The 18,615-nt window shown below is 41.3% G+C and carries 23 protein-coding genes, 1 tRNA gene, 1 rRNA gene and 1 other RNA gene; 1 reads left to right on the forward strand and 25 read right to left on the reverse strand.

The annotated features are described in order from the left end of the window. Window position 1: 1 nt before the first annotated feature. The 11 genes from comA to D8802_RS09015 form a co-directional block, all read right to left on the reverse strand. Window positions 2-2,155, reverse strand: coding sequence for a peptide cleavage/export ABC transporter ComA (comA, locus tag D8802_RS08960; RefSeq protein ID WP_125395594.1), 2,154 nt, complete (start codon window positions 2,153-2,155; stop codon window positions 2-4). 165 nt (window positions 2,156-2,320) lie between these two features. Further along, window positions 2,321-2,515, reverse strand: a complete 195-nt coding sequence (locus D8802_RS10380; RefSeq protein ID WP_125395595.1) for a hypothetical protein — start codon at window positions 2,513-2,515, stop codon at window positions 2,321-2,323. Between the two features lie 324 nt (window positions 2,516-2,839). Continuing rightward, window positions 2,840-3,049, reverse strand: coding sequence for a bacteriocin immunity protein (locus tag D8802_RS08975; protein WP_125395596.1), 210 nt, complete (start codon window positions 3,047-3,049; stop codon window positions 2,840-2,842). 24 nt (window positions 3,050-3,073) lie between these two features. Further along, entirely contained in the window at window positions 3,074-3,262 is a 189-nt protein-coding gene (locus tag D8802_RS08980; protein WP_125395597.1) for a hypothetical protein, read from the reverse strand. Window positions 3,263-3,342: 80 nt separating this feature from the next. After that, window positions 3,343-3,558, reverse strand: coding sequence for a bacteriocin immunity protein (locus tag D8802_RS10385; RefSeq protein WP_125395598.1), 216 nt, complete (start codon window positions 3,556-3,558; stop codon window positions 3,343-3,345). Window positions 3,559-3,561: 3 nt separating this feature from the next. After that, complete coding sequence (locus D8802_RS08990) at window positions 3,562-3,744, reverse strand: class IIb bacteriocin, lactobin A/cerein 7B family (RefSeq protein ID WP_125395599.1); 183 nt, start codon at window positions 3,742-3,744, stop codon at window positions 3,562-3,564. A gap of 24 nt (window positions 3,745-3,768) precedes the next feature. Continuing rightward, on the reverse strand, window positions 3,769-3,960 hold the full coding sequence (locus tag D8802_RS08995) for a class IIb bacteriocin, lactobin A/cerein 7B family (RefSeq protein WP_000180821.1): 192 nt from the start codon (window positions 3,958-3,960) through the stop codon (window positions 3,769-3,771). A gap of 451 nt (window positions 3,961-4,411) precedes the next feature. Continuing rightward, on the reverse strand, window positions 4,412-4,648 hold the full coding sequence (locus D8802_RS09000; RefSeq protein WP_000136440.1) for an acyl carrier protein: 237 nt from the start codon (window positions 4,646-4,648) through the stop codon (window positions 4,412-4,414). Window positions 4,649-4,651: 3 nt separating this feature from the next. Further along, on the reverse strand, window positions 4,652-5,644 hold the full coding sequence (plsX, locus tag D8802_RS09005) for a phosphate acyltransferase PlsX (protein WP_125395600.1): 993 nt from the start codon (window positions 5,642-5,644) through the stop codon (window positions 4,652-4,654). Further along, complete coding sequence (gene recO / locus D8802_RS09010; RefSeq protein WP_125395601.1) at window positions 5,641-6,411, reverse strand: DNA repair protein RecO; 771 nt, start codon at window positions 6,409-6,411, stop codon at window positions 5,641-5,643. Before recO ends, plsX begins: the two co-directional genes overlap by 4 nt. Then, window positions 6,408-7,577: a pyridoxal phosphate-dependent aminotransferase gene (locus tag D8802_RS09015; protein ID WP_125395602.1), complete on the reverse strand. Its 1,170-nt coding sequence runs from the start codon at window positions 7,575-7,577 to the stop codon at window positions 6,408-6,410. Before D8802_RS09015 ends, recO begins: the two co-directional genes overlap by 4 nt. Window positions 7,578-7,728: 151 nt before the next feature. Between D8802_RS09015 and D8802_RS09020 the strand changes: the two genes are divergently transcribed. Then, window positions 7,729-8,739: a YeiH family protein gene (locus tag D8802_RS09020; RefSeq protein ID WP_125395603.1), complete on the forward strand. Its 1,011-nt coding sequence runs from the start codon at window positions 7,729-7,731 to the stop codon at window positions 8,737-8,739. Between the two features lie 27 nt (window positions 8,740-8,766). Here D8802_RS09020 and D8802_RS09025 read toward each other — a convergent pair whose 3' ends face one another. The 14 genes from D8802_RS09025 to rrf all read right to left on the reverse strand — a co-directional run bounded on the left by D8802_RS09025 (window position 8,767) and on the right by rrf (window position 18,482). Further along, window positions 8,767-9,204, reverse strand: coding sequence for a CoA-binding protein (locus D8802_RS09025; RefSeq protein ID WP_125395604.1), 438 nt, complete (start codon window positions 9,202-9,204; stop codon window positions 8,767-8,769). Window positions 9,205-9,329: 125 nt separating this feature from the next. Continuing rightward, a complete protein-coding gene (gene srtB, locus D8802_RS09030) occupies window positions 9,330-10,166 on the reverse strand; it encodes a class B sortase, LPKTxAVK-specific (protein WP_125395605.1) in 837 nt (278 codons plus the stop codon). A gap of 85 nt (window positions 10,167-10,251) precedes the next feature. Next, complete coding sequence (gene abpA, locus D8802_RS09035) at window positions 10,252-10,884, reverse strand: amylase-binding adhesin AbpA (RefSeq protein WP_125395606.1); 633 nt, start codon at window positions 10,882-10,884, stop codon at window positions 10,252-10,254. A gap of 311 nt (window positions 10,885-11,195) precedes the next feature. After that, a complete protein-coding gene (locus D8802_RS09040) occupies window positions 11,196-12,164 on the reverse strand; it encodes a ribose-phosphate diphosphokinase (RefSeq protein ID WP_125395607.1) in 969 nt (322 codons plus the stop codon). Between the two features lie 213 nt (window positions 12,165-12,377). After that, on the reverse strand, window positions 12,378-12,872 hold the full coding sequence (locus D8802_RS09045; protein ID WP_185758222.1) for a beta-class carbonic anhydrase: 495 nt from the start codon (window positions 12,870-12,872) through the stop codon (window positions 12,378-12,380). A 72-nt stretch (window positions 12,873-12,944) separates the two neighbouring features. Beyond that, window positions 12,945-14,306 carry a DNA repair protein RadA gene (radA, locus tag D8802_RS09050; RefSeq protein ID WP_125395609.1) on the reverse strand — a complete coding sequence of 454 codons (1,362 nt, stop codon included), beginning with the start codon at window positions 14,304-14,306 and terminating at the stop codon, window positions 12,945-12,947. Window positions 14,307-14,319: 13 nt separating this feature from the next. Beyond that, window positions 14,320-14,877: a histidine phosphatase family protein gene (locus D8802_RS09055; protein ID WP_125395610.1), complete on the reverse strand. Its 558-nt coding sequence runs from the start codon at window positions 14,875-14,877 to the stop codon at window positions 14,320-14,322. Further along, window positions 14,837-15,280 carry a dUTP diphosphatase gene (locus D8802_RS09060; protein ID WP_125395611.1) on the reverse strand — a complete coding sequence of 148 codons (444 nt, stop codon included), beginning with the start codon at window positions 15,278-15,280 and terminating at the stop codon, window positions 14,837-14,839. Before D8802_RS09060 ends, D8802_RS09055 begins: the two co-directional genes overlap by 41 nt. A 54-nt stretch (window positions 15,281-15,334) precedes the next feature. Continuing rightward, window positions 15,335-15,434, reverse strand: an RNA gene (gene ffs, locus D8802_RS09065) — signal recognition particle sRNA small type. A 32-nt stretch (window positions 15,435-15,466) separates the two neighbouring features. Next, entirely contained in the window at window positions 15,467-15,934 is a 468-nt protein-coding gene (gene tadA, locus D8802_RS09070) for a tRNA adenosine(34) deaminase TadA (RefSeq protein ID WP_125395612.1), read from the reverse strand. A gap of 197 nt (window positions 15,935-16,131) precedes the next feature. Next, entirely contained in the window at window positions 16,132-17,418 is a 1,287-nt protein-coding gene (locus D8802_RS09075; protein ID WP_125395613.1) for an adenylosuccinate synthase, read from the reverse strand. 235 nt (window positions 17,419-17,653) lie between these two features. Continuing rightward, window positions 17,654-17,890 carry a sigma(X)-activator ComW gene (comW, locus tag D8802_RS09080; protein ID WP_125395614.1) on the reverse strand — a complete coding sequence of 79 codons (237 nt, stop codon included), beginning with the start codon at window positions 17,888-17,890 and terminating at the stop codon, window positions 17,654-17,656. Between the two features lie 397 nt (window positions 17,891-18,287). After that, window positions 18,288-18,361 (reverse strand) — tRNA-Asn (locus tag D8802_RS09085). A 5-nt stretch (window positions 18,362-18,366) separates the two neighbouring features. After that, window positions 18,367-18,482 (reverse strand): 5S ribosomal RNA (gene rrf / locus D8802_RS09090). Between the last annotated feature and the right edge of the window lie 133 nt (window positions 18,483-18,615).

Genomic DNA, 18,615 nt, shown 5'->3' on the forward strand with positions numbered 1-18,615 from the left:
TCTAGCTATTCACCAAATGGGCGTAAAATCCACCTCGAGCAAGCAAGTCTACATGGTTTCCTTCTTCGACAATCTTGCCCTGATCCAAAACAACAACCTTTTCTGTTCGCTCAGCGATGGTCAAGCGATGGGCGATGAAAATCAAGGTCTTATCCAAAGCCATGAGATTATCCACAATCCGCTTCTCTGTCAAAATATCCAAACTGCTGGTCGCCTCATCTAATATCAAAACAGGCGCATCTGTCAAGAGAGCACGCGCCAAAGCGATTCGCTGCCGTTGCCCACCAGAAATTCCAGCCCCATCCGAAGTCAATTCTGTCTGGTAATTCAGTGGCATCCGCTCAATATCCTCCCGAATCTCTGCCAATTCAACTGCTCGTAGAATATCCTCCTGTGTCGTCCCTTCCTTAGCTCCCAGGAGAAGATTCTCCAAGATTGTTCCGTTAAAGACATAGGGCTGTTGAGGCAGATAGTTGATGTACTGGCGCAGGGCCTTTTTGTCAATCTGATTGAGATTGACACCACCCAGACTAATCTCTCCCTGACTTGGGTCGTAAAAGTTAACCATCATCTTGGCCAATGTGGTCTTTCCTGACCCCGAAATCCCCACAAAAGCCACCTTAGAACCTTGCGGAATCGTCAAATTGATATCCGACAAAACATCTCGACCGTAGCCATACTTGTAGTGAACTTGTTTAAAGGTCATATCCCCTTTCATCATGCTCAAATCTTCGACCGTTTTCTTCTCCTCAAACTCCGAAGCTACCAGATAAACCTCATTTAAGCGATTATTAGCCACTTGTGCGGTCTGAAGTTTGGTTTGTAGGTTGATGATATTTTCCAATGGATTGGTAAAGTAAACAAGCAGGGTATTATAAGTGATCAGCTGGCCCAAACTCATTTTCCCATCCATGACTAGTACTGCTCCCATCCAGAGAACGGCAACATTGAGCAGAAGCTGAGCAAGCTTTTTCAGAGCTTTTTGTTGACTTTCTGCCCGACTATAGGTAAAGGATTTTTTCAGATACGCTACAAATTCCTTGTCAATCTTTTGATAGCGTGAACTTTCACTGGTCAAAGACTTAATGGTCTCAATACCGTTGATGTCCTCGATAATAGAAGAAGACAGAACCGCATTGGCTTCCATGGTATCCCGATTCATCTTTTCAAACGGCTTCATAAAGGCAAAGATAATCACTGTATAGATGGGAAGTGCAAGTAAACTAATGAAAAAGAGTGTCATATTTTGTGAAAACAAGACAAGCGAGATAATCAAAACCGTCGACACATCTAGGAAAATCGACAGAATGGTCGACGCCAGCGCATCGATGATACTATTGGCATCTGTAAAACGCGACACGATTTCTCCTGTCCTGCGTGTCGCAAAAAAGGACATTGGCAGGTGAAAAACATGCTTGATATAGGACAAAATCACATCAATTGACAGGCGTTGCCCAAGGATTAGTAGGAGGTACTCCTGCGCATAGGACAAAATCTGCTGGAGGATATAGACGATGACTAGTCCTATTGAGATGATGCCCAAGGTCGAACGCATCTGATCTGGCACATAACTATCAATGATAGACTGGAGATAATAGGAGCCCACGATATTGATCAGGGTTACCAAGAGTGTCGCTAGGACGATATTGGCAATTAAACCTCGCTGTTTGAGTAAGATTGGCAAGAAGGATAGGAGCCCCTGTTTTTTCTCCTTATGGGGCTTATAGTCCGGAGATGGCGCCATAAAGAGACTAATCCCTGTCCACTCTTGCGCAAATCGCTCACGGGAAATCTTGGTCAGCTTGACACCGGGATCTGGATCAGCGATATGGATGGTCTTCTTATCCTGACCTGTCACCACATAGTAGTGGAGCAATTTCCCTTCCTTGAGCACATGAGCCACAAAGGGAAAGGTCAAATCTGGCAAGTCAAAGAGCGTCATATCCGCCTTGATAGCTCGCGTCTCAAAGCCAATCTCCTCTGCCACCTTTACAAGCCCCAAAGCAGTCGTCCCATCCATGGTCGTCTTAGCTAACTCTCGTAGATGGGCCAAGGAGTAATAACTACCATAGTAGCCAAAGACCATAGCCAAGGAAGCCACGCCACAATCCATCTGATCCACCTGGGGACGATAGTGTCTTTTCCCAAATTTCATATCCATCTCCTTTTTTCTAACAATTCTTAAAAAACTTTGTAAGATTATTTTAACCAAACAAAGAAGAAATCGGAAAATTATTTCTGAAAAAACAATATTCATACCTGAACAGCACTTTTAGCCAAAGCAAATAGGCAGAACAAGAGTCCTGCCTAGAACATTCAATTACAGAGATTTCTTACCTTTCCCACTTCTTTTGTGAATGGTGTATAAAACGATAAAAGCAAACACAGGGGGCACCATATAACTACTTTCACTCATTGTTACCTGAAATCCAAGAGTTGCTAGTATCGTAAAGACGAAAATATTCATTAAAAATAGAAAAACAAATACAATAAAGGATTTTAAAATCTTATTCATTTCGGTCCTCATTCTTTTCTTTATCCGTTCTTTTCTGGATGGTATGATTTTTCACCGCTATATAAATAATTAAAAGAGGTATAGGATAGGAAAACAGGTCTGAAACTCCCATGAAATTTACACTATACTTTCCTGGTAATAGCTTATAGTCCATTAAAACTTGAAGGATAGAAAGTACAATGCGTACTAGTAGGAGTCCCCCTAATAAGATCACTTCTTTTTTAATATACGGATACCTTCCTCACTAAATACAGATTATGGTTCATTGGTCTAACACTCCAAGATTGCTTTTATGCTGGAGCTACAGAAATCCGACTCATGTTGTCATCGTTTGTTATCTTTTTCTTCACTTCTATAAAGTAAGATAAAGGTCATCAAGAATAATGAAGTCGTAGGTATATCAGAATGTTCAAACCATGTAGGTAGATTTATTTTGTTTACATCAGCCATGATTCTAATAATTAGATAAGCCATAGAGCTAAACAATACAGTAACCTCTGGCCAAGCTTTTCGTAGTAATTGAACAACTTTCATCCCAAACTCCAATCTGACGGTCCATCAATTTCCAATCGTACTTTCTTTTGTTTTGTACTTGTATCCTAGATAAAACAGACCAAGCAGAATTGGATAGGTTTCTGGATAAAACAAGGTATTGATCGGATTTTTCATAATCAAATACGTTGCGATGTAGATAATGAGTGATACGGTAAAATACCCCTCAGCAAATCCTAATAAGATTTTTTTCATAGCAGACTCCTATTTACCTGATAAGAAAGGCGGAAAAACTCCGCCATTCACATGCACAAAATCCTTTTCATTCAGATTCATCATTTATAGTTTTGATTATCTTTTGACAGATCTTTGCAAAAAATACCAAAATAGCCTGAGGCAAGCAAACCAACTACAGTCCACTGCCAATTAAAGGATACTAATGAACCTGTACGAATCAGATGAAGCGCGAGATGCAGGCCGATTGCCAACAAAGGAAATACAGTGGCTAATTTAGGTAAGAGTGTGTTGAGATTAATGTTCCGATTGTTCATAATCTAACGCCCTCTATACCCATTATAGACTCCCAATCCAAATGTGCCTCCTGCTAAAGTAGCAGCTGCACCATAAGCTGCTGCTGCTTTCCAGCCTACAAGTACTACCGTACCTATCGTTAATGTAATAACACCACCTTGAACCTCTTCAAGTTCTTGAAAAGATAATTCTTGAAATTGTTTCATTGCTAAGCCTCCTTTCTAATCATATTAAGGTCGCAATGCTTTTCCAATAGCATATCCTGCTCCATAAAGAGCTCCTCCAATTGTAACTACAGCACCTGCTACTTTTCCTGCTAAAATAATTCCAGCTGCTGTAATAATCAATCCCCCATCCACATCCATCAACTCTTCTTCAGTAAGAGCTACAAAGTTCTGTTCCATTTTGTCAAAGTTTGTCATCTTTTTTCTCCTTTATTTCTATTTTTTAGTTTACGACTTCTAAATCTTAAACCATTTTAAAATCCAGATTGGATAAATTACTGAAATCTTTTTCTTCTCTCCTTCCTTTTCTTCTCACTTATCTATTCGAGAAGTGATTTAAAATAAACAGGTAAATTTCATTTATTTTAAATACCATTTGATAAACCATGGCAATAAGATTGGTAAATGCATCGCGTAGTCTCCTTCCTTTTTCCTTACCTATCTATTCGAAAAACAATTCGAAAATGAACAACTATTTCATTTTTATTTTAAAAACCACTTAATGAACCATGGATACAAGATTGGCATGTACATGAACTGTCCTCCTTTTTTCTGTCTCATCTCTATATTCGCAATTTCCACAAAAAATTTTAACGTTTTTCTTTTTTCTGCAAACAAAAAAACAACATGACTTGCATGTTGTTTTTTGCTATATCTTACCTTTAATAGTTCTGACCACATCCGCTACACTTTGCAATTGGTCAATTTCCTCATCGCTGATCTCGATACCAAATTCATCTTCTAGTGTCAAGACGAACTCCATCAAGTCCACCGAGTCCGCATCTAGGTCATCTTTCAAACTCAAGGCCTCTGTTACGACAAAGTCCTCTCCCTGTCGCTCTTGGATAATGGTTACAATACGGTCAAAAATTTCTTTTTCTGTCATCTTTTATCCTCCTGAAAATTCACGCGCAGTCTGAGCAACTACGTCTGTTTCTAGCATGGTACGAATCTGACGAATCGTACTGTACACAGCCTTGGCATCACTTGAGCCATGAGTTTTTACAACTGGCGCCTTGACACCAAACAAGACTGCCCCACCAACATCTGAATAGTTAAGCTGTGTTTTCAAACCTCTAAGGCTATCCTTAAGAAGAAGAGCACCTAGTTTCGCTCGAAGGCCACCACCTGTAATAGCTGTCTTAAGCAAGCCCATGATTCCCATAGCGGTCCCTTCGATGGATTTAAGAACAGCGTTTCCCGTGAAACCATCTGTTACGACAACATCCGCAACACCATTCATCAAATCACGCGCTTCCACGTTTCCGACAAAATTCAAGCTTTCATCAGCCGCTAGTAAGTCATAAGTTTCCTTACGAAGCGGGTCTCCCTTGCTGCTTTCTGTTCCATTGTTGAGCAAACCAACACGTGGTTGCGTAATTCCGCGGACATTTTTAGCATAAAAGGAACCTAGAACCGCGTATTGATGGAGGTGCTGGGCTGTATTCTCCGCATTAGCACCGAGATCCAGCATGTCAAAACCTTTCCCATCAATGGTCGGCAAGGTCGACATAAGCCCAGGACGGTCAATGTTCTTAATACGACCCACGATGAAGAATCCTGCTGCCAACAAAGCACCTGTATTCCCAGCCGAGAGAACAGCGTCTGCTTCACCCTCTTTGACAGCCTTGGCTGCCAATAACATGCTGGCATTTTTCTTCTTACGGATTGCTTTTGTCGGCTCATCGTCTGAGTTAATTTTCTCATCCGTATGGATAATGCTGACGCGCTCTATCGCTGTTAGATATTGCTTGATTTTGCTTTCATCTCCATAAAGTTGAATCTCAATATCTGAAAAGTCAGCCAGGGCTTGATTGACACCCTCAACGATGGCTTGAGGTGCGTAATCGCCCCCCATAGCATCTACTGCGATTTTTTTCATTTGTCTTCCTCTTTTAGTAATTGTCCCCAGTCTGCTAGGGAATCAATAAATTTCTTTGATTTTAGGTGAATTCCAACATACTCTTCGTAGATTTGGTCTATAAACTTGCGTAAGTCTTGCTTGATTTCTGCCTTAAGCGAAATAGTCTCCAAGGTTTCAAAATCAATAGCTTGGAATTGGTTGAGTAGATAAGGAATATTGGGATTGAGATGGCAACGTCTCTCATCCTCATGATAATGCTCTGGGCAAAGGCAGGCTCCATATTTGAAAGAAAAGTCAAACGCTTGTCCCACCCGATGGCAAAAGACACACTCATTAAAATTAAGGCTGATTCCAAATCGAGTCAAGATTTGAATTTCAAAAATATTGGTTAAAACCTGATAATCTATGCCTGCTTCCATCAACTCCAAAGTCTTTTGCAAAAAAGCAAACAAGGGAGCATCCTGCTGATTATCCTGTAAACTAGCATCTGCAAGGGCAGCAACATAGGTCGCATAAGCCATGACAAAGAGATCACTATTGATCTTGGGAAAGGTCATCACCTCATGGTAGTCCTCGATGTAGCTAAGGCCGTCATCATTGATTCGCAAGAGAAATCGTGCCAACACCAAGGGCTGAATAACCGGAGCTAGTTTAGATTGACCAGCGTGTTTGACGAAAAACATGCGCTTACCAGCCTGCTCGGTGAAGATTTTGACTAGCTTATCATCCTCCCGAAAGTTACGATTGTAGAGTACGAGACCTTGACTCGTGATAGACTGAATCATGCTTCTCTCATGTACTCCTCAAGTCGTTTCATGGCCTCTCTGATTGTTTCCATGCTGGCCGCATAAGACAGGCGAACATAGCCTTCTCCGTAGCGACCAAAGGCAACACCCGGGATAAAGGCAACGGCTTTCTTCTGAGCAAAATCCTTCAGAAAAGCAAAGGAATCTTGATTGTAGCCCGCTGGAATCTTAGCAAAGATATAGAAAGCACCGTCTGGTTTGATAATCTCAAAACCAAGAGCAGTCATCTTTTCGATGATATAATCTCGACGCTGGATGTATTCCTTCTTCATAGGCTCTGCGTCGTTTTTACCAGCGGTCAAAGCCTCCACCGCAGCATGTTGGGCCATGGTGTTTGCCGCAGTAACCAAATATTGGTGACTCTTGATTAACTGAGCTGTGAAAGCTTCAGGAGCAAAGATAAAGCCTAAACGCCAACCAGTCATAGCATGCGATTTAGACAAGCCATTAATAATAATAGCCTGGTCTCTCAGCATAGTTCCCAGAGATACATGGGCTTCGCCTGTATAGGTTAATTCTGAGTAAACCTCATCACAGATAACAAAAATCTCATACTTGCGTAAAACGTCTGCCAAGGCTTCCAACTGCTCCCGACTATAGGTAATTCCTGTCGGATTGGCTGGATAGTTGAGAATAACTGCTTTGAGCTTGTCCCCTTGCTCCAAAATGGCCTTTTCCAACATCTCAGGAGTCAAGACAAACCCATTTTCAGTCGTATCAATCTCGACAATCTCTGCCCCAACTAGATTGACAATCGGCTCATATCCTGGATAAGCAGGAGCTGGCAAGAGCACCTTGTCCCCCTCTTCCAAAATAGCTGTCAAAGTAGCAGATAAAGCCTCTGTTGCCCCAATTGTAACCAAGATTTCATTTTCAGGATTATAATCTAGCTGGTATTTTTCTTTTACAAAGTCGCTAGCAGCCTGGCGCAAGGTCAGTAAACCGCTCATCCCTGTATAGTAGGATTGGTTCTGGTCAATGGCCCGCTTGGCTGCCTCCTTGATATGATCTGGCGTTGTAAAATCAGGTTCCCCCAAGGTTAAACGCAAGACCCCAGGAATCTCTGAAATAGCCTGGTCAAACTGGCGAATCAAGGACACTTGAATCTTATCTAACTGTTTATTAAAGCGCTTGGTTAAGTCCATAGATATCCCCCTTGCTTACAGAACATAGTACTATTATACTACAAAAGCTCCCTGACCGCAAAATCCATCTGAAACCCGCATTTTTCACTTTCTGTTTTACTTTTCTTCACAACAGGACTATAATAATAAGTGCTTATTTTCGGAGGTTTATATGTCATTTTTATCAAAAAATGGGGCAGGAATCTTAATCTGCCTTCTCATTTCTTTCATATCTTGGTTCCTGGGAGGATTTTTCCCCATCGTGGGTGCACCTGTCTTTGCAATTTTTGCTGGGATGCTCCTCCATCCTTTTCTCTCTTCCTACAAGCAACTGGATGCTGGCTTGACCTTTAGTTCCAAGAAATTACTTCAATATGCCGTTATCTTACTCGGTTTTGGTCTCAATATCTCGCAAGTCTTCGCGGTCGGGCAATCTTCGCTCCCTGTTATCCTCTCCACCATTTCGATTTCCTTGATTGTCGCCTACCTCTTCCAGCGCTTTTTTGCTTTGGATACTAAACTGGCTACCTTGATTGGAGTGGGTTCTTCTATCTGCGGTGGCTCTGCCATTGCTGCGACAGCGCCCGTTATCCATGCCAAGGAAAAAGAAGTCGCCCAAGCCATTTCCGTTATCTTTTTCTTCAATGTCTTAGCTGCACTCATCTTTCCAACTCTAGGAACCTGGCTTCACCTATCCAATGAAGGATTCGCCCTCTTTGCAGGAACTGCGGTCAATGATACTTCTTCTGTAACGGCCACAGCCAGCGCCTGGGACAGTCTCTACCAGACCAATACCCTTGAGTCTGCAACCATTGTTAAACTCACACGCACCCTTGCCATTATTCCTATCACGCTCTTTCTCTCCTACTGGCAAAGTTACCAGCAAAAAAACAGCCAAGATTTCCAACTAAAAAAGGTCTTCCCACTTTTTATCCTTTATTTCATCCTAGCCTCTCTCTTAACGACTCTCCTTACCTCTCTCGGTGTGTCCAGTAGCTTCTTTACCCCTCTCAAACAACTCTCCAAATTTCTCATTATCATGGCTATGAGTGCCATCGGTCTCAAAACAAATCTAGTAGCCATGGTCAAATCCAGCGGTAAATCCATTCTTCTTGGAGCCCTTTGCTGGATTGCCATCATCCTCACCAGTCTTGGCATGCAAGCATTGATTGGTATTTTCTAACACAAAAGGTAGCTCATGGCTACCTTTTTATTGCTCAAGAATTAAGCGTGTATGTTCTCTCTTAATACAACGATTCATTACGATGTCGTCGCATCCTCCAGCACGCAAGATTTCTTCTGCTTCTAGGCTTTCAAGTCCCAGTTGTGCCCAGAAAATCTTAGCATCAGCCTTGAGAAAATCACGCACCACATCTGGTAAAAACTCGCTACGTCGGTATACATTGACAATATCGACAGGAAAAGGAATCTCAGCTAGGCTTGAATAGGCCTTTTCTCCCAAGATTTCGCCACCTGCAGCCTTGGGATTGACTGGAATGATTTTATAGCCCCGAGCCTGCATTTCCTTAGTCACTCGATTGCTAGTTGTTTCTTCACGATCGGACAAGCCTACTACTGCTAACGTTTTACTAGTTGCAAGATACTGACGTACCACACCATCACTTGGATTGATAAATTCTTGGCTCATAGAAATCCTCCTTTTCCATCAGTATAGCATATTTTGAAAAGGCTTGCAGGATTTTGCTACAAACTATCTACAAAACCAAAAAATCCTCTTAAAATCATCTTATCTGACTTTAGGAGGATTTGGTTTTATGATCTGGTTGGTTTATAAGTCAATTTCTCTCCATGTTTTTTGACAAACTCACTCATCTCTGAGTCAGGAATTTGACGAAGATAGAGATTGGCACGAATGGTATCATCTTCTTCACGACAAGTAGAAAGAACAAGGTACTTATCCTTAGCAGATACTTTCACATTAGGTTTCTTCACCTCTGCTGTATCGTAAATAGTGGTTAACTGTTTTTCAAAATCTTTATCATCATCAAAACTAGTACGATAGAAAGCTGTCTCTTCTGGTACAATGATCATTGCAACAGCTTCATAATAGAACTTTCTCTCAGGTGTTTCGATAACAACATAAGGATGCTCATCAAAATAGTCTTGGCGGCTATAATAGTTCACATCATTAAACATACGATGGTCACCGAGCTTGCTTCCTCTGGCATGAGCAAACAACCATGTCAAGCGATCGCTAAAATCTTTCTTATTGTCCGTATCCATAAATACAGCACCTAGATAAGGCACATTTTCCCCTTCAAAGGTTTTATTGAGGTAGGTCTCATTGTCCTTTGTTTGAACAACAGGCTCATCTAACTGTGTACCAGGAGCATAGACATAAGCGATTGTCTCCGAGTTGGTCGAAGTTAAGCCCTTAAATTTATTTGAAAGGTATTCTTTTTCTTCTGCACTAGCTGTATAGGCTGGTTTTTTAGTTTCCTGAGTAACTTTTGGCTCGTTAGTCGGTTCTTTCGGAGTTGAAAGGCTGTTAATGATAAAATAACCACCAACTGCAACGAGAGCTACTGTAACTATGGAAGCAATAATTTTCCAAAGGGATGATTTCTTTTTCTTAGAACGTCTACTCATCTTTTCTCCTTCATCTATCCTATTTTTACCAAAAAAATCACTGAAACGAAGTTTCAGTGATAGGCTACTTCATCAAATAAATGAATTATTTAGCAGCGTGTGTTTTTGGAAGAGCTTTTTGACCAGCTTTAGCTTCTACACCAGCTTTTTTAGCTGCATCGCCAGCTTTTTTAGCTTGATCTACAGCACCTGGTTTACCTGGTTCTGGAGTAGCAGCTGGTTTGTTGCTGTTATCAGCAGCTTTACCAGTTTGGTTAGCTTGGTCTTCAGCCTTACGAACATCGTTTGGTTTGTTATCTTCAACACCAGTTGGGTCGTTCCAGTAGTTACCTTGAGCTTTAGCTGCTGCACGGTATTGTTCTTGAAGGTATTGGATAGCACGATTACGTTGTACATTTGTTGCATCAGCCAAAACCTCATCAAGGTTAGCTTTAGCTGCTGCTACAGCTTTTTCATGCGTATGACCAACGATTGCTTCAGCTTTAGCAAGAGCTGCACGAGCTGCGATTACTGAAGGTTCTTTCTCAACCATTTCTGCAACAGTTTCTGGATGTTCATTTACATAAGCATTAGCTTGATCTGCAATGTCACGTTCAGAAACATATTTCTTTTGGATCAATTGGTTAGAAGAATTTGGGTTTTCACCTTGGGCAAAAGCTGGAGCTGCTGCAGAAAATACCGCAAGTGCTGCTACTGATGATAATAAAACTTTTTTCATTGTTTTATCTCCTTTTTAAAGTCATAGTTAATTTATAAGGACAAGCCCTATTACCTAAAATTATATCATATATACGGCGGTTGTCAAGTATTTTTAAAAATTTTTTTGAAAAAATCTAATAAAATGAAGAAAAATTTCCCTGCACAAGCTGTGCAAGCGACTTTCTTACTAGCAATAGTTGATATAAATGGCTAAAAAACGAACATTTTTGGCAATTTCTCCCTAATCATTACCTCTGAAAACGACACTTCATCACTATCTAAGGATAATTTCTCTACTTTTGAAAGCTCATAGACCTTCAGATACGAGATTTAAATAGTTTTTTCTATACTAAACAAAGGAGAAAGAGGACGTTTTTCGTGGATACGGATAATAGCATCACCCAAAAGATGAGCAATCGAAATTTGTTCAATCTTATCAATCAAACGCTCTTCTGGTAGGTAGATAGTATCCAAAACAACCAATTTTTCAATAGCTGATTTTTGGATATTGTCCATAGCTGGTCCTGAAAGAACGGGGTGCGTACAGCTTGCGTAAACTTCAACAGCACCTGCTTCAGCAAGAGCATCCGCTGCATGACAAATGGTTCCAGCTGTATCAATCATGTCGTCAATCAAGATACAAGTCTTACCTTCTACCTTACCGATAATGTTCATCACTTCGCTGGTGTTCATCTTGTCTACACTACGACGTTTGTCAATGATCGCAATCGGAGTTTTCAAAAACTCTGCCAATTTACGAGCACGAGTCACCCCACCATGGTCTGGGCTGACAACCACGTAGTCGGAGCCAACCATGCCACGACGTTCAAAATAGTCCGCAATCAATGGAGCGCCCATCAAGTGATCTACAGGAATATCAAAGAATCCCTGAATCTGCGCAGCGTGCAAATCAATCGTCAACAAACGATCCACACCAGCCACTTCTAGCATATTTGCCACAAGTTTTGCAGTGATTGGCTCACGCGCGCGCGCCTTTCTATCCTGACGTGCATAGCCATAGTAAGGCATAACAACATTGACAGATTCTGCACTAGCCCGCTTCAAGGCATCTACCATGATCAAAATTTCGAGCAGATTGTCATTTACAGGTGAGCTCGTTGATTGTAGGATAAAGACGTGTTTTCCACGGATTGATTCTTCAATGTTGACCTGAATCTCCCCATCTGAAAATTGGCGAACAGTCGATTTCCCCAACTCTATCCCAATTTCTTGCGCCACACGCTCTGCCAATTCTCTATTAGAAGAAAGGGCAAACAGCTTTAAATCAGAAAAAGACATGATTTCCTCCGGTATTTATGTATCACTTGTTTTTACACAACATTTTCCATCTACCATTGTAGCGCTTTTTCCTTTATTTTTCAATCAAAAATAAAACAAGAGCAGACATTTGTACTCTTGTTTTTTACTAAATTATATTAGCTATATTAAAATTAAAATCGCTACATTTGAAATAGCGATCTTATGCTAGGATTAGAATTCTGCGAGATGAAGTTAGTATACTTCTGTCATACTCCCTGTATCCACATCGTAAACTGCACCTGAAATAGCCACATCATCAGGAATCAGTGGAGATTCTCGAAGCAACTGCATGTCCTCTCTCACACTCTCTTCAACATCCTGGAATGGTAAAAAATCTTGATCAGACACATCAACTCCGAGCTCGTGTTTCAAATGTTCATGAAAACTTTCATTTTGAAAGGTTTGAGCTCCACAGTCTGTATGGTGAAGCACCACAATTTCACGTGTCCCCATTTGTTGTTGGGAGATCACCAGCGAACGAATCATGTCCTCTGTTACTCTACCGCCAGCATTCCGCAGGATATGGGCATCCCCAAGTGCTAAACCTAAAGCTTGCGCGACGTGCAGACGTGAGTCCATGCAGGTCACAATGGCTACTCTGGTTTTGGGTTTAAGTGGCAGATTTAACTGCCCATGTAGGGCAACATAAGCCTGATTGGCTTGCATAAACTGTTCAAAATACGACACGATTTCCCCCTTAAAAATTTGATAATCAAATATTTCTCCTATCTTATCATTTTTAAGAAGATTTGTCACAGATTAAGCAAAGACCATTTTCAGAACTTCCTGAATAGTCGTCACTCCGATCACCTGAATTTCTTGAGGCGGTTTAATGCTTGTCAAAGAATTCTTAGGTACATAAATCTTAGTAAAGCCCAGTTTAGCAGCTTCATTGATGCGCTGTTCGATACGATTCACGCGCCGAATCTCTCCCGTCAAGCCCAATTCTCCCACAAAACATTCCTGAGGATTGGTAGGCTTGTCCTTGTAACTAGAGGCAATAGCCACTGCAACGGCTAAGTCAATGGCAGGCTCATCCAATTTCACGCCACCAGCAGATTTGAGATAGGCATCCTGATTTTGCAAGAGAAGCCCCGCACGTTTTTCCAAAACAGCCATAATCAAACTCGCACGATTGAAATCAAGACCTGTCGTCGTACGCTTGGCGTTTCCAAACATAGTCGGTGTCACCAAGGCCTGTACCTCCGCCAAAATCGGACGGGTCCCTTCCATAGTCACCACGATTGATGAGCCAGTCGCTCCATCCAAACGCTCTTCTAGGAAAACTTGACTCGGATTGAGCACCTCAACCAAGCCACCTGACTGCATCTCAAAGATGCCAATCTCGTTAGTGGAACCAAAACGGTTTTTGACTGCCCTCAAGATACGGAAGGTATGGTGGCGTTCCCCTTCAAAGTAAAGCACTGTATCTACCATATGCTCCAACATACGCGGGCCGGCCAGAGTACCTTCCTTGGTCACATGCCCTACGATAAAGATGGCAATGTTATTAGTCTTGGCCAGCTGCATAAGCTCAGCTGTCACCTCACGCACCTGAGAAACAGACCCCTGTACCCCTGAAATCTCAGGAGACATGATAGTCTGGATGGAGTCGATAATGAGAAAGTCTGGTTGGATGCGCTCCACCTCAGCACGAACACTCTGCATATTGGTCTCTGCATAGAGATAAAACTCGCTATCGATATCTCCCAAACGCTCTGCTCGTAGCTTGATTTGCTGGGCAGACTCCTCCCCACTGACGTAGAGAACTGTACCCACTTGAGACAACTGAGTTGAAACTTGTAGGAGAAGAGTTGATTTCCCAATCCCAGGATCCCCCCCGATAAGGACGAGACTTCCTGGTACTACTCCTCCTCCAAGCACACGGTTAAATTCCTCCATCTCGGTCTTGGTTCGATTGACGTTGATTGAAGTCACCTCCGCCAGTTTCATGGGCTTGGTTTTCTCACCTGTCAAGGACACACGCGCATTCTTGACCTCGGCAACCTCGATTTCCTCAACAAAAGAAGACCAAGCTCCACAGTTGGGACAGCGTCCTAGATACTTAGGTGAATTATATTCACAATTTTGACACACAAATGTCGCTTTTTTCTTTGCGATAATAAACCTCTTTCTAAATCTCTACCTCACATTCAATCACTTGGCAAAAATCAATCTTCTCGTCTGGTACAAACTGGCGCATGAGCATTCGATGGGCTACAACTACCACAGTCTGATATTCTCGATACTTAGTCATGCATTCTAGAAATCGAGACTTCATCTCCGTAGCTGTCTCATATTTAATAGGGCTATTAGGAAGTAACTCCCCCTTGTTTTCTAAAAACAGACATCTAGCTTTTTCGAAGTTTTCTATGCCTGCTTCATAGACCTGCCATTCGTGTAACATAGGCTCCACTCTCAAAGGAAGTCCAGTAGCACAAGAAACATAAGAAGCCGTTTCTAAAGCTCGCGTTACTGCTGAAGTCACTAGTAGGTTAGCTGATTGTAGCAAGGGATTTTGGCAAAGTTCCTGAGCTTGTTGCCGTCCTTTCTCAGATAAAGGTGCTAAATCCATCCCAAAACCTGTATAAGAACGTTCCTCTAACTCACGGTAATCTGGCTCCCCGTGACGTATAAAGATAATCTTCATTCTAGTGCCCTGTCGATCCAAATCCACCCGTCCGCACGCCATCTGCTTCATCTCCATCTGCGATTAAAAATGGTGCAAAGACAGCCTGAACCACACGTTCCCCAACTTCAAGAACCACTTCCTGTTCAGTAATGTTTTTCATCTGCGCAAAAATATGTCCCTCATTCCCGGGATTGCCATAATAATCCCCATCAATAACCCCCACAGAGTTGATCAAGACTAGGCCCTTCTTACGAGGGTTTGAAGAACGGTCATAGAGATAGAGCACTTCTGTCGGCTGCATGTAAGCCTTGACACCTGTCGGAACGAGAACAATCTCTCCTGGAGCAATCACAGTGTGTTCCGCAACCTTTAAATCATAACCAGCTGCATGGGCTGTCTCACGCTTAGGTAGCAAATTTTCATCTGTAAAACTCGAAACCAATTCAAAACCACGAATTTTCATCTTTTTCTCTTTTCTATAATCATTTATTCTAGGCTATTTTATCTTATTTATTCGAAAAAAGCACGAAAAAAGAGCACACAATTCACACTCGCTTAGGGCTGCTGGATTCCTCCCCTGACCCGCTTCACGCAGAACTGTTGCTCCACTGTCTATTATACCACATTCTCCTCTGTTTTTAAAGAGAAATTATTTTTTCCGTCGATTTCGGAAAAAGTCCTGCATAATCGCTGCACACTCATTCTCCAAAACTCCCGTTTCTACCTCTACTCGATGATTGAGACGCTCATCTGTCAAAATATCGTACAAACTACCAGCAGCACCAAATTTCTGATTTTTAGCCCCGTAAACCACGTTTGGAATGCGGGCAAGTCCAATCGCCCCACTACACATAACACAAGGCTCAATAGTCACAAAAAGCGTACAATCTAGCAGACGCCAACTTTCTTCACTCGCGTTCGCATTTTCTATGGCCATGATTTCTGCATGCATAACCGCCCGTTGCAACTCCTCTCGCGCATTATGCCCACGGCCAATGATTTCTCCATCCTTGACAATCACACAACCAATTGGAATTTCATCGTGTTCCAGAGCAATTTCTGCCTCTCTTAAAGCCTCTCTCATAAAAGCTTCTTTTTCTTCAACTGTATAATCCATCAATTTTCCCTTTTCCTACTCGATTTTATTATTATATCATGATTCTCAACACAAAAAAAGCCACCGAATGCGGTGACTTAGTAGGGAGATTATTATGAAAAAGAAAAGTTTAGGATATTTGTTACAACAAGTTAGGAGGTCTTCTTGTAACTGTCTGTAGTATACCCGACCTGTCTTAAACTAATCTTAAAAATCTCCTATGACCAAACACTTTCTAAAATATTGGTTTGTTCACGACCAGGACCTACTGAGAATGTCGAAATGCGAACACCAACCAATTCGCTTACACGACGAACATAGTTGCGTGCATTCTCAGGAAGATCTTCCAAATTACGAACTCCAGTGATGTCTTCTGACCAACCTGGCAATTCCTCGTAGATTGGCTTGCAGCGTTTCAACTGTTCAAGACTAGCAGGATAGTAATCGATACGTTGTCCATCAAGATCATAGGCCACACAAATTTTCACTGTATCCAAACCACTCAAAACATCAATAGAGTTCAATGAAAGATTGGTAATCCCAGATACACGGCGGCTGTGACGCATTACAACTGAGTCAAACCAACCCACACGACGTGGACGACCAGTTGTTGTACCGTATTCATGACCTACTTCACGAATGCGATCTCCCACTTCATCAAACAATTCAGTTGGGAAAGGTCCGTCCCCTACACGACTCGTATAAGCTTTACACACACCTACAACCTTGTCAATCTTACTTGGACCAACACCAGAACCGATTGTCACACCACCAGCGACAGGGTTTGAAGAAGTAACAAATGGATAAGTACCTTGGTCAATGTCCAACATGACACCTTGTGCACCTTCAAAAAGTACACGTTTACCGTTATCAAGTGCATCATTCAAGATAACAGATGTATCTGTCACATACTGCTTGATTTGTTGACCATACTCATAGTATTCTTCAAAAATATCATCAACTGAAATAGGGGTGCTATCATATAATTTTTCAAACAAACGATTCTTTTCCGCAAGATTGCGTTCTAAACGCTCACGAAAAATCTCTTTATCCAAAAGATCCGCAATACGAATTCCCACACGAGCAGCCTTATCCATATATGCTGGACCAATTCCTTTAATTGTAGTACCAATCTTATTATCACCCTTAGCTTCTTCTTGCAAGCGATCCAACTCAATATGGTAAGGCAAAATGACATGCGCACGGTCCGAAATACGCAAATTATCTGTTGTCACACCTTCTTCATGAAGATAAGTCAACTCTTTTACCAGAGATTTAGGGTTTACAACCATCCCATTCCCAATAACAGAGATTTTTTCAGGGAAGAAAATTCCAGATGGAATCAAGTGCAACTTAAATTTCTTGCCATCAATCACAATTGTGTGACCAGCATTGTCACCACCTTGATAACGAGCAATCACTTCTGCATTAGCTGAAAGAAAATCTGTAATTTTCCCTTTACCTTCATCACCCCATTGGGTACCTACAACAACAACTGAAGTCATAATAAAATTCGTCTGAGCTACTAGGAGCTCGTCCTTTCTCATATACATGGCAGGAATTTCACCTGCAATTATATCTTACAATTTATTATAATAAAACTTCATCATTTTTTCAAGACTCAACGTAGAAACATCTGGAAATTCTCTCCATTTAAAAATATCTAAAGAGAAATAATTGTTAATTACTGTTAATATAATCTCATCAGTTGCTTATTGTTCGTTTTTTAATAACCTTGACTCAATTAGAAATAAAATTCCTTTTCATCACAAATTTTTCTAAAAATAAACGATAGGATGTTCTAAAATGATAGATAATAAAATCTCTTTCATCAGTGATTTTATAGCGAATTAAATAATAATGCAAATAACCAAGATGTGTGGCTTCCCATTTCGCTTTATCCGCAAATAACCCATTGTACTCCTGCTCAACAGCATCACAAAATTCAATAATTTGTTCATAGATATCTTGAAACATCCTCAATAATCTCCATTTCATTTTTTTATAGTATTAGGATATCAAAAATTTAAAAGATTTAGTCCAAAATTCCTGTAAAGTGAAAATAGCAATCTAAACGAACAAAAAAATAAAAAATACTGAAAGAAAAGAGAAAAAGTCATCTATTTCAAAATTGATTATAGATGACCTTTCCTCTATATTCACAGCGTGTGAGATAAGCTATGAGCTTTTTGTACCATATTTCTCTCCTTACAGAGCGAAATAGATTGAAAAACATCGAATAAGAAAAATAATGCACTGTAATTTCTGTGCTAAGGAGGGGAGCAAATTGATTCCCTTCAAATATTAGCTGACTTCAACCTGCTACAGTTGACAAAGAGCAAAAAAAACGCTCATCAGAGCGTTCCTTACTATACTCCGCCAGTAGGACTCGAACCTACGACATCATGATTAACAGTCATGCGCTACTACCAACTGAGCTATGGCGGATAAAAGCTAAGCGACTTCCATATCTCACAGGGGGCAACCCCCAACTACTTCCGGCGTTCTAGGGCTTAACTACTGTGTTCGGCATGGGTACAGGTGTATCTCCTAGGCTATCGTCACTTAACTCTGAGTAATACCTACTCAAAATTGAATATCTATCAAATACCAAGAAAACCTTTCGCTTTCGTATCCTCAGTTACTTTGGATAAGTCCTCGAGCTATTAGTATTAGTCCGCTACATGTGTCGCCACACTTCC

Source organism: Streptococcus oralis (assembly GCF_003943395.1).
In the GTDB taxonomy this organism is placed as follows: Bacteria; Bacillota; Bacilli; order Lactobacillales; family Streptococcaceae; genus Streptococcus; species Streptococcus oralis_BF.

Bases quoted from the DNA above. Each gene is read 5' to 3' on its own strand.
- comA (WP_125395594.1), bottom strand. From the start codon at position 2,155: ATGAAATTTGGGAAAAGACACTATCGTCCCCAGGTGGATCAGATGGAT.
- D8802_RS10380 (WP_125395595.1), bottom strand. From the start codon at position 2,515: ATGAATAAGATTTTAAAATCCTTTATTGTATTTGTTTTTCTATTTTTA.
- D8802_RS08975 (WP_125395596.1), bottom strand. From the start codon at position 3,049: ATGAAAGTTGTTCAATTACTACGAAAAGCTTGGCCAGAGGTTACTGTA.
- D8802_RS08980 (WP_125395597.1), bottom strand. From the start codon at position 3,262: ATGAAAAAAATCTTATTAGGATTTGCTGAGGGGTATTTTACCGTATCA.
- D8802_RS10385 (WP_125395598.1), bottom strand. From the start codon at position 3,558: ATGAACAATCGGAACATTAATCTCAACACACTCTTACCTAAATTAGCC.
- D8802_RS08990 (WP_125395599.1), bottom strand. From the start codon at position 3,744: ATGAAACAATTTCAAGAATTATCTTTTCAAGAACTTGAAGAGGTTCAA.
- D8802_RS08995 (WP_000180821.1), bottom strand. From the start codon at position 3,960: ATGACAAACTTTGACAAAATGGAACAGAACTTTGTAGCTCTTACTGAA.
- D8802_RS09000 (WP_000136440.1), bottom strand. From the start codon at position 4,648: ATGACAGAAAAAGAAATTTTTGACCGTATTGTAACCATTATCCAAGAG.
- plsX (WP_125395600.1), bottom strand. From the start codon at position 5,644: ATGAAAAAAATCGCAGTAGATGCTATGGGGGGCGATTACGCACCTCAA.
- recO (WP_125395601.1), bottom strand. From the start codon at position 6,411: ATGATTCAGTCTATCACGAGTCAAGGTCTCGTACTCTACAATCGTAAC.
- D8802_RS09015 (WP_125395602.1), bottom strand. From the start codon at position 7,577: ATGGACTTAACCAAGCGCTTTAATAAACAGTTAGATAAGATTCAAGTG.
- D8802_RS09020 (WP_125395603.1), top strand. From the start codon at position 7,729: ATGTCATTTTTATCAAAAAATGGGGCAGGAATCTTAATCTGCCTTCTC.
- D8802_RS09025 (WP_125395604.1), bottom strand. From the start codon at position 9,204: ATGAGCCAAGAATTTATCAATCCAAGTGATGGTGTGGTACGTCAGTAT.
- srtB (WP_125395605.1), bottom strand. From the start codon at position 10,166: ATGAGTAGACGTTCTAAGAAAAAGAAATCATCCCTTTGGAAAATTATT.
- abpA (WP_125395606.1), bottom strand. From the start codon at position 10,884: ATGAAAAAAGTTTTATTATCATCAGTAGCAGCACTTGCGGTATTTTCT.
- D8802_RS09040 (WP_125395607.1), bottom strand. From the start codon at position 12,164: ATGTCTTTTTCTGATTTAAAGCTGTTTGCCCTTTCTTCTAATAGAGAA.
- D8802_RS09055 (WP_125395610.1), bottom strand. From the start codon at position 14,877: ATGGCGTGCGGACGGGTGGATTTGGATCGACAGGGCACTAGAATGAAG.
- D8802_RS09060 (WP_125395611.1), bottom strand. From the start codon at position 15,280: ATGAAAATTCGTGGTTTTGAATTGGTTTCGAGTTTTACAGATGAAAAT.
- tadA (WP_125395612.1), bottom strand. From the start codon at position 15,934: ATGGATTATACAGTTGAAGAAAAAGAAGCTTTTATGAGAGAGGCTTTA.
- D8802_RS09075 (WP_125395613.1), bottom strand. From the start codon at position 17,418: ATGACTTCAGTTGTTGTTGTAGGTACCCAATGGGGTGATGAAGGTAAA.
- comW (WP_125395614.1), bottom strand. From the start codon at position 17,890: ATGTTTCAAGATATCTATGAACAAATTATTGAATTTTGTGATGCTGTT.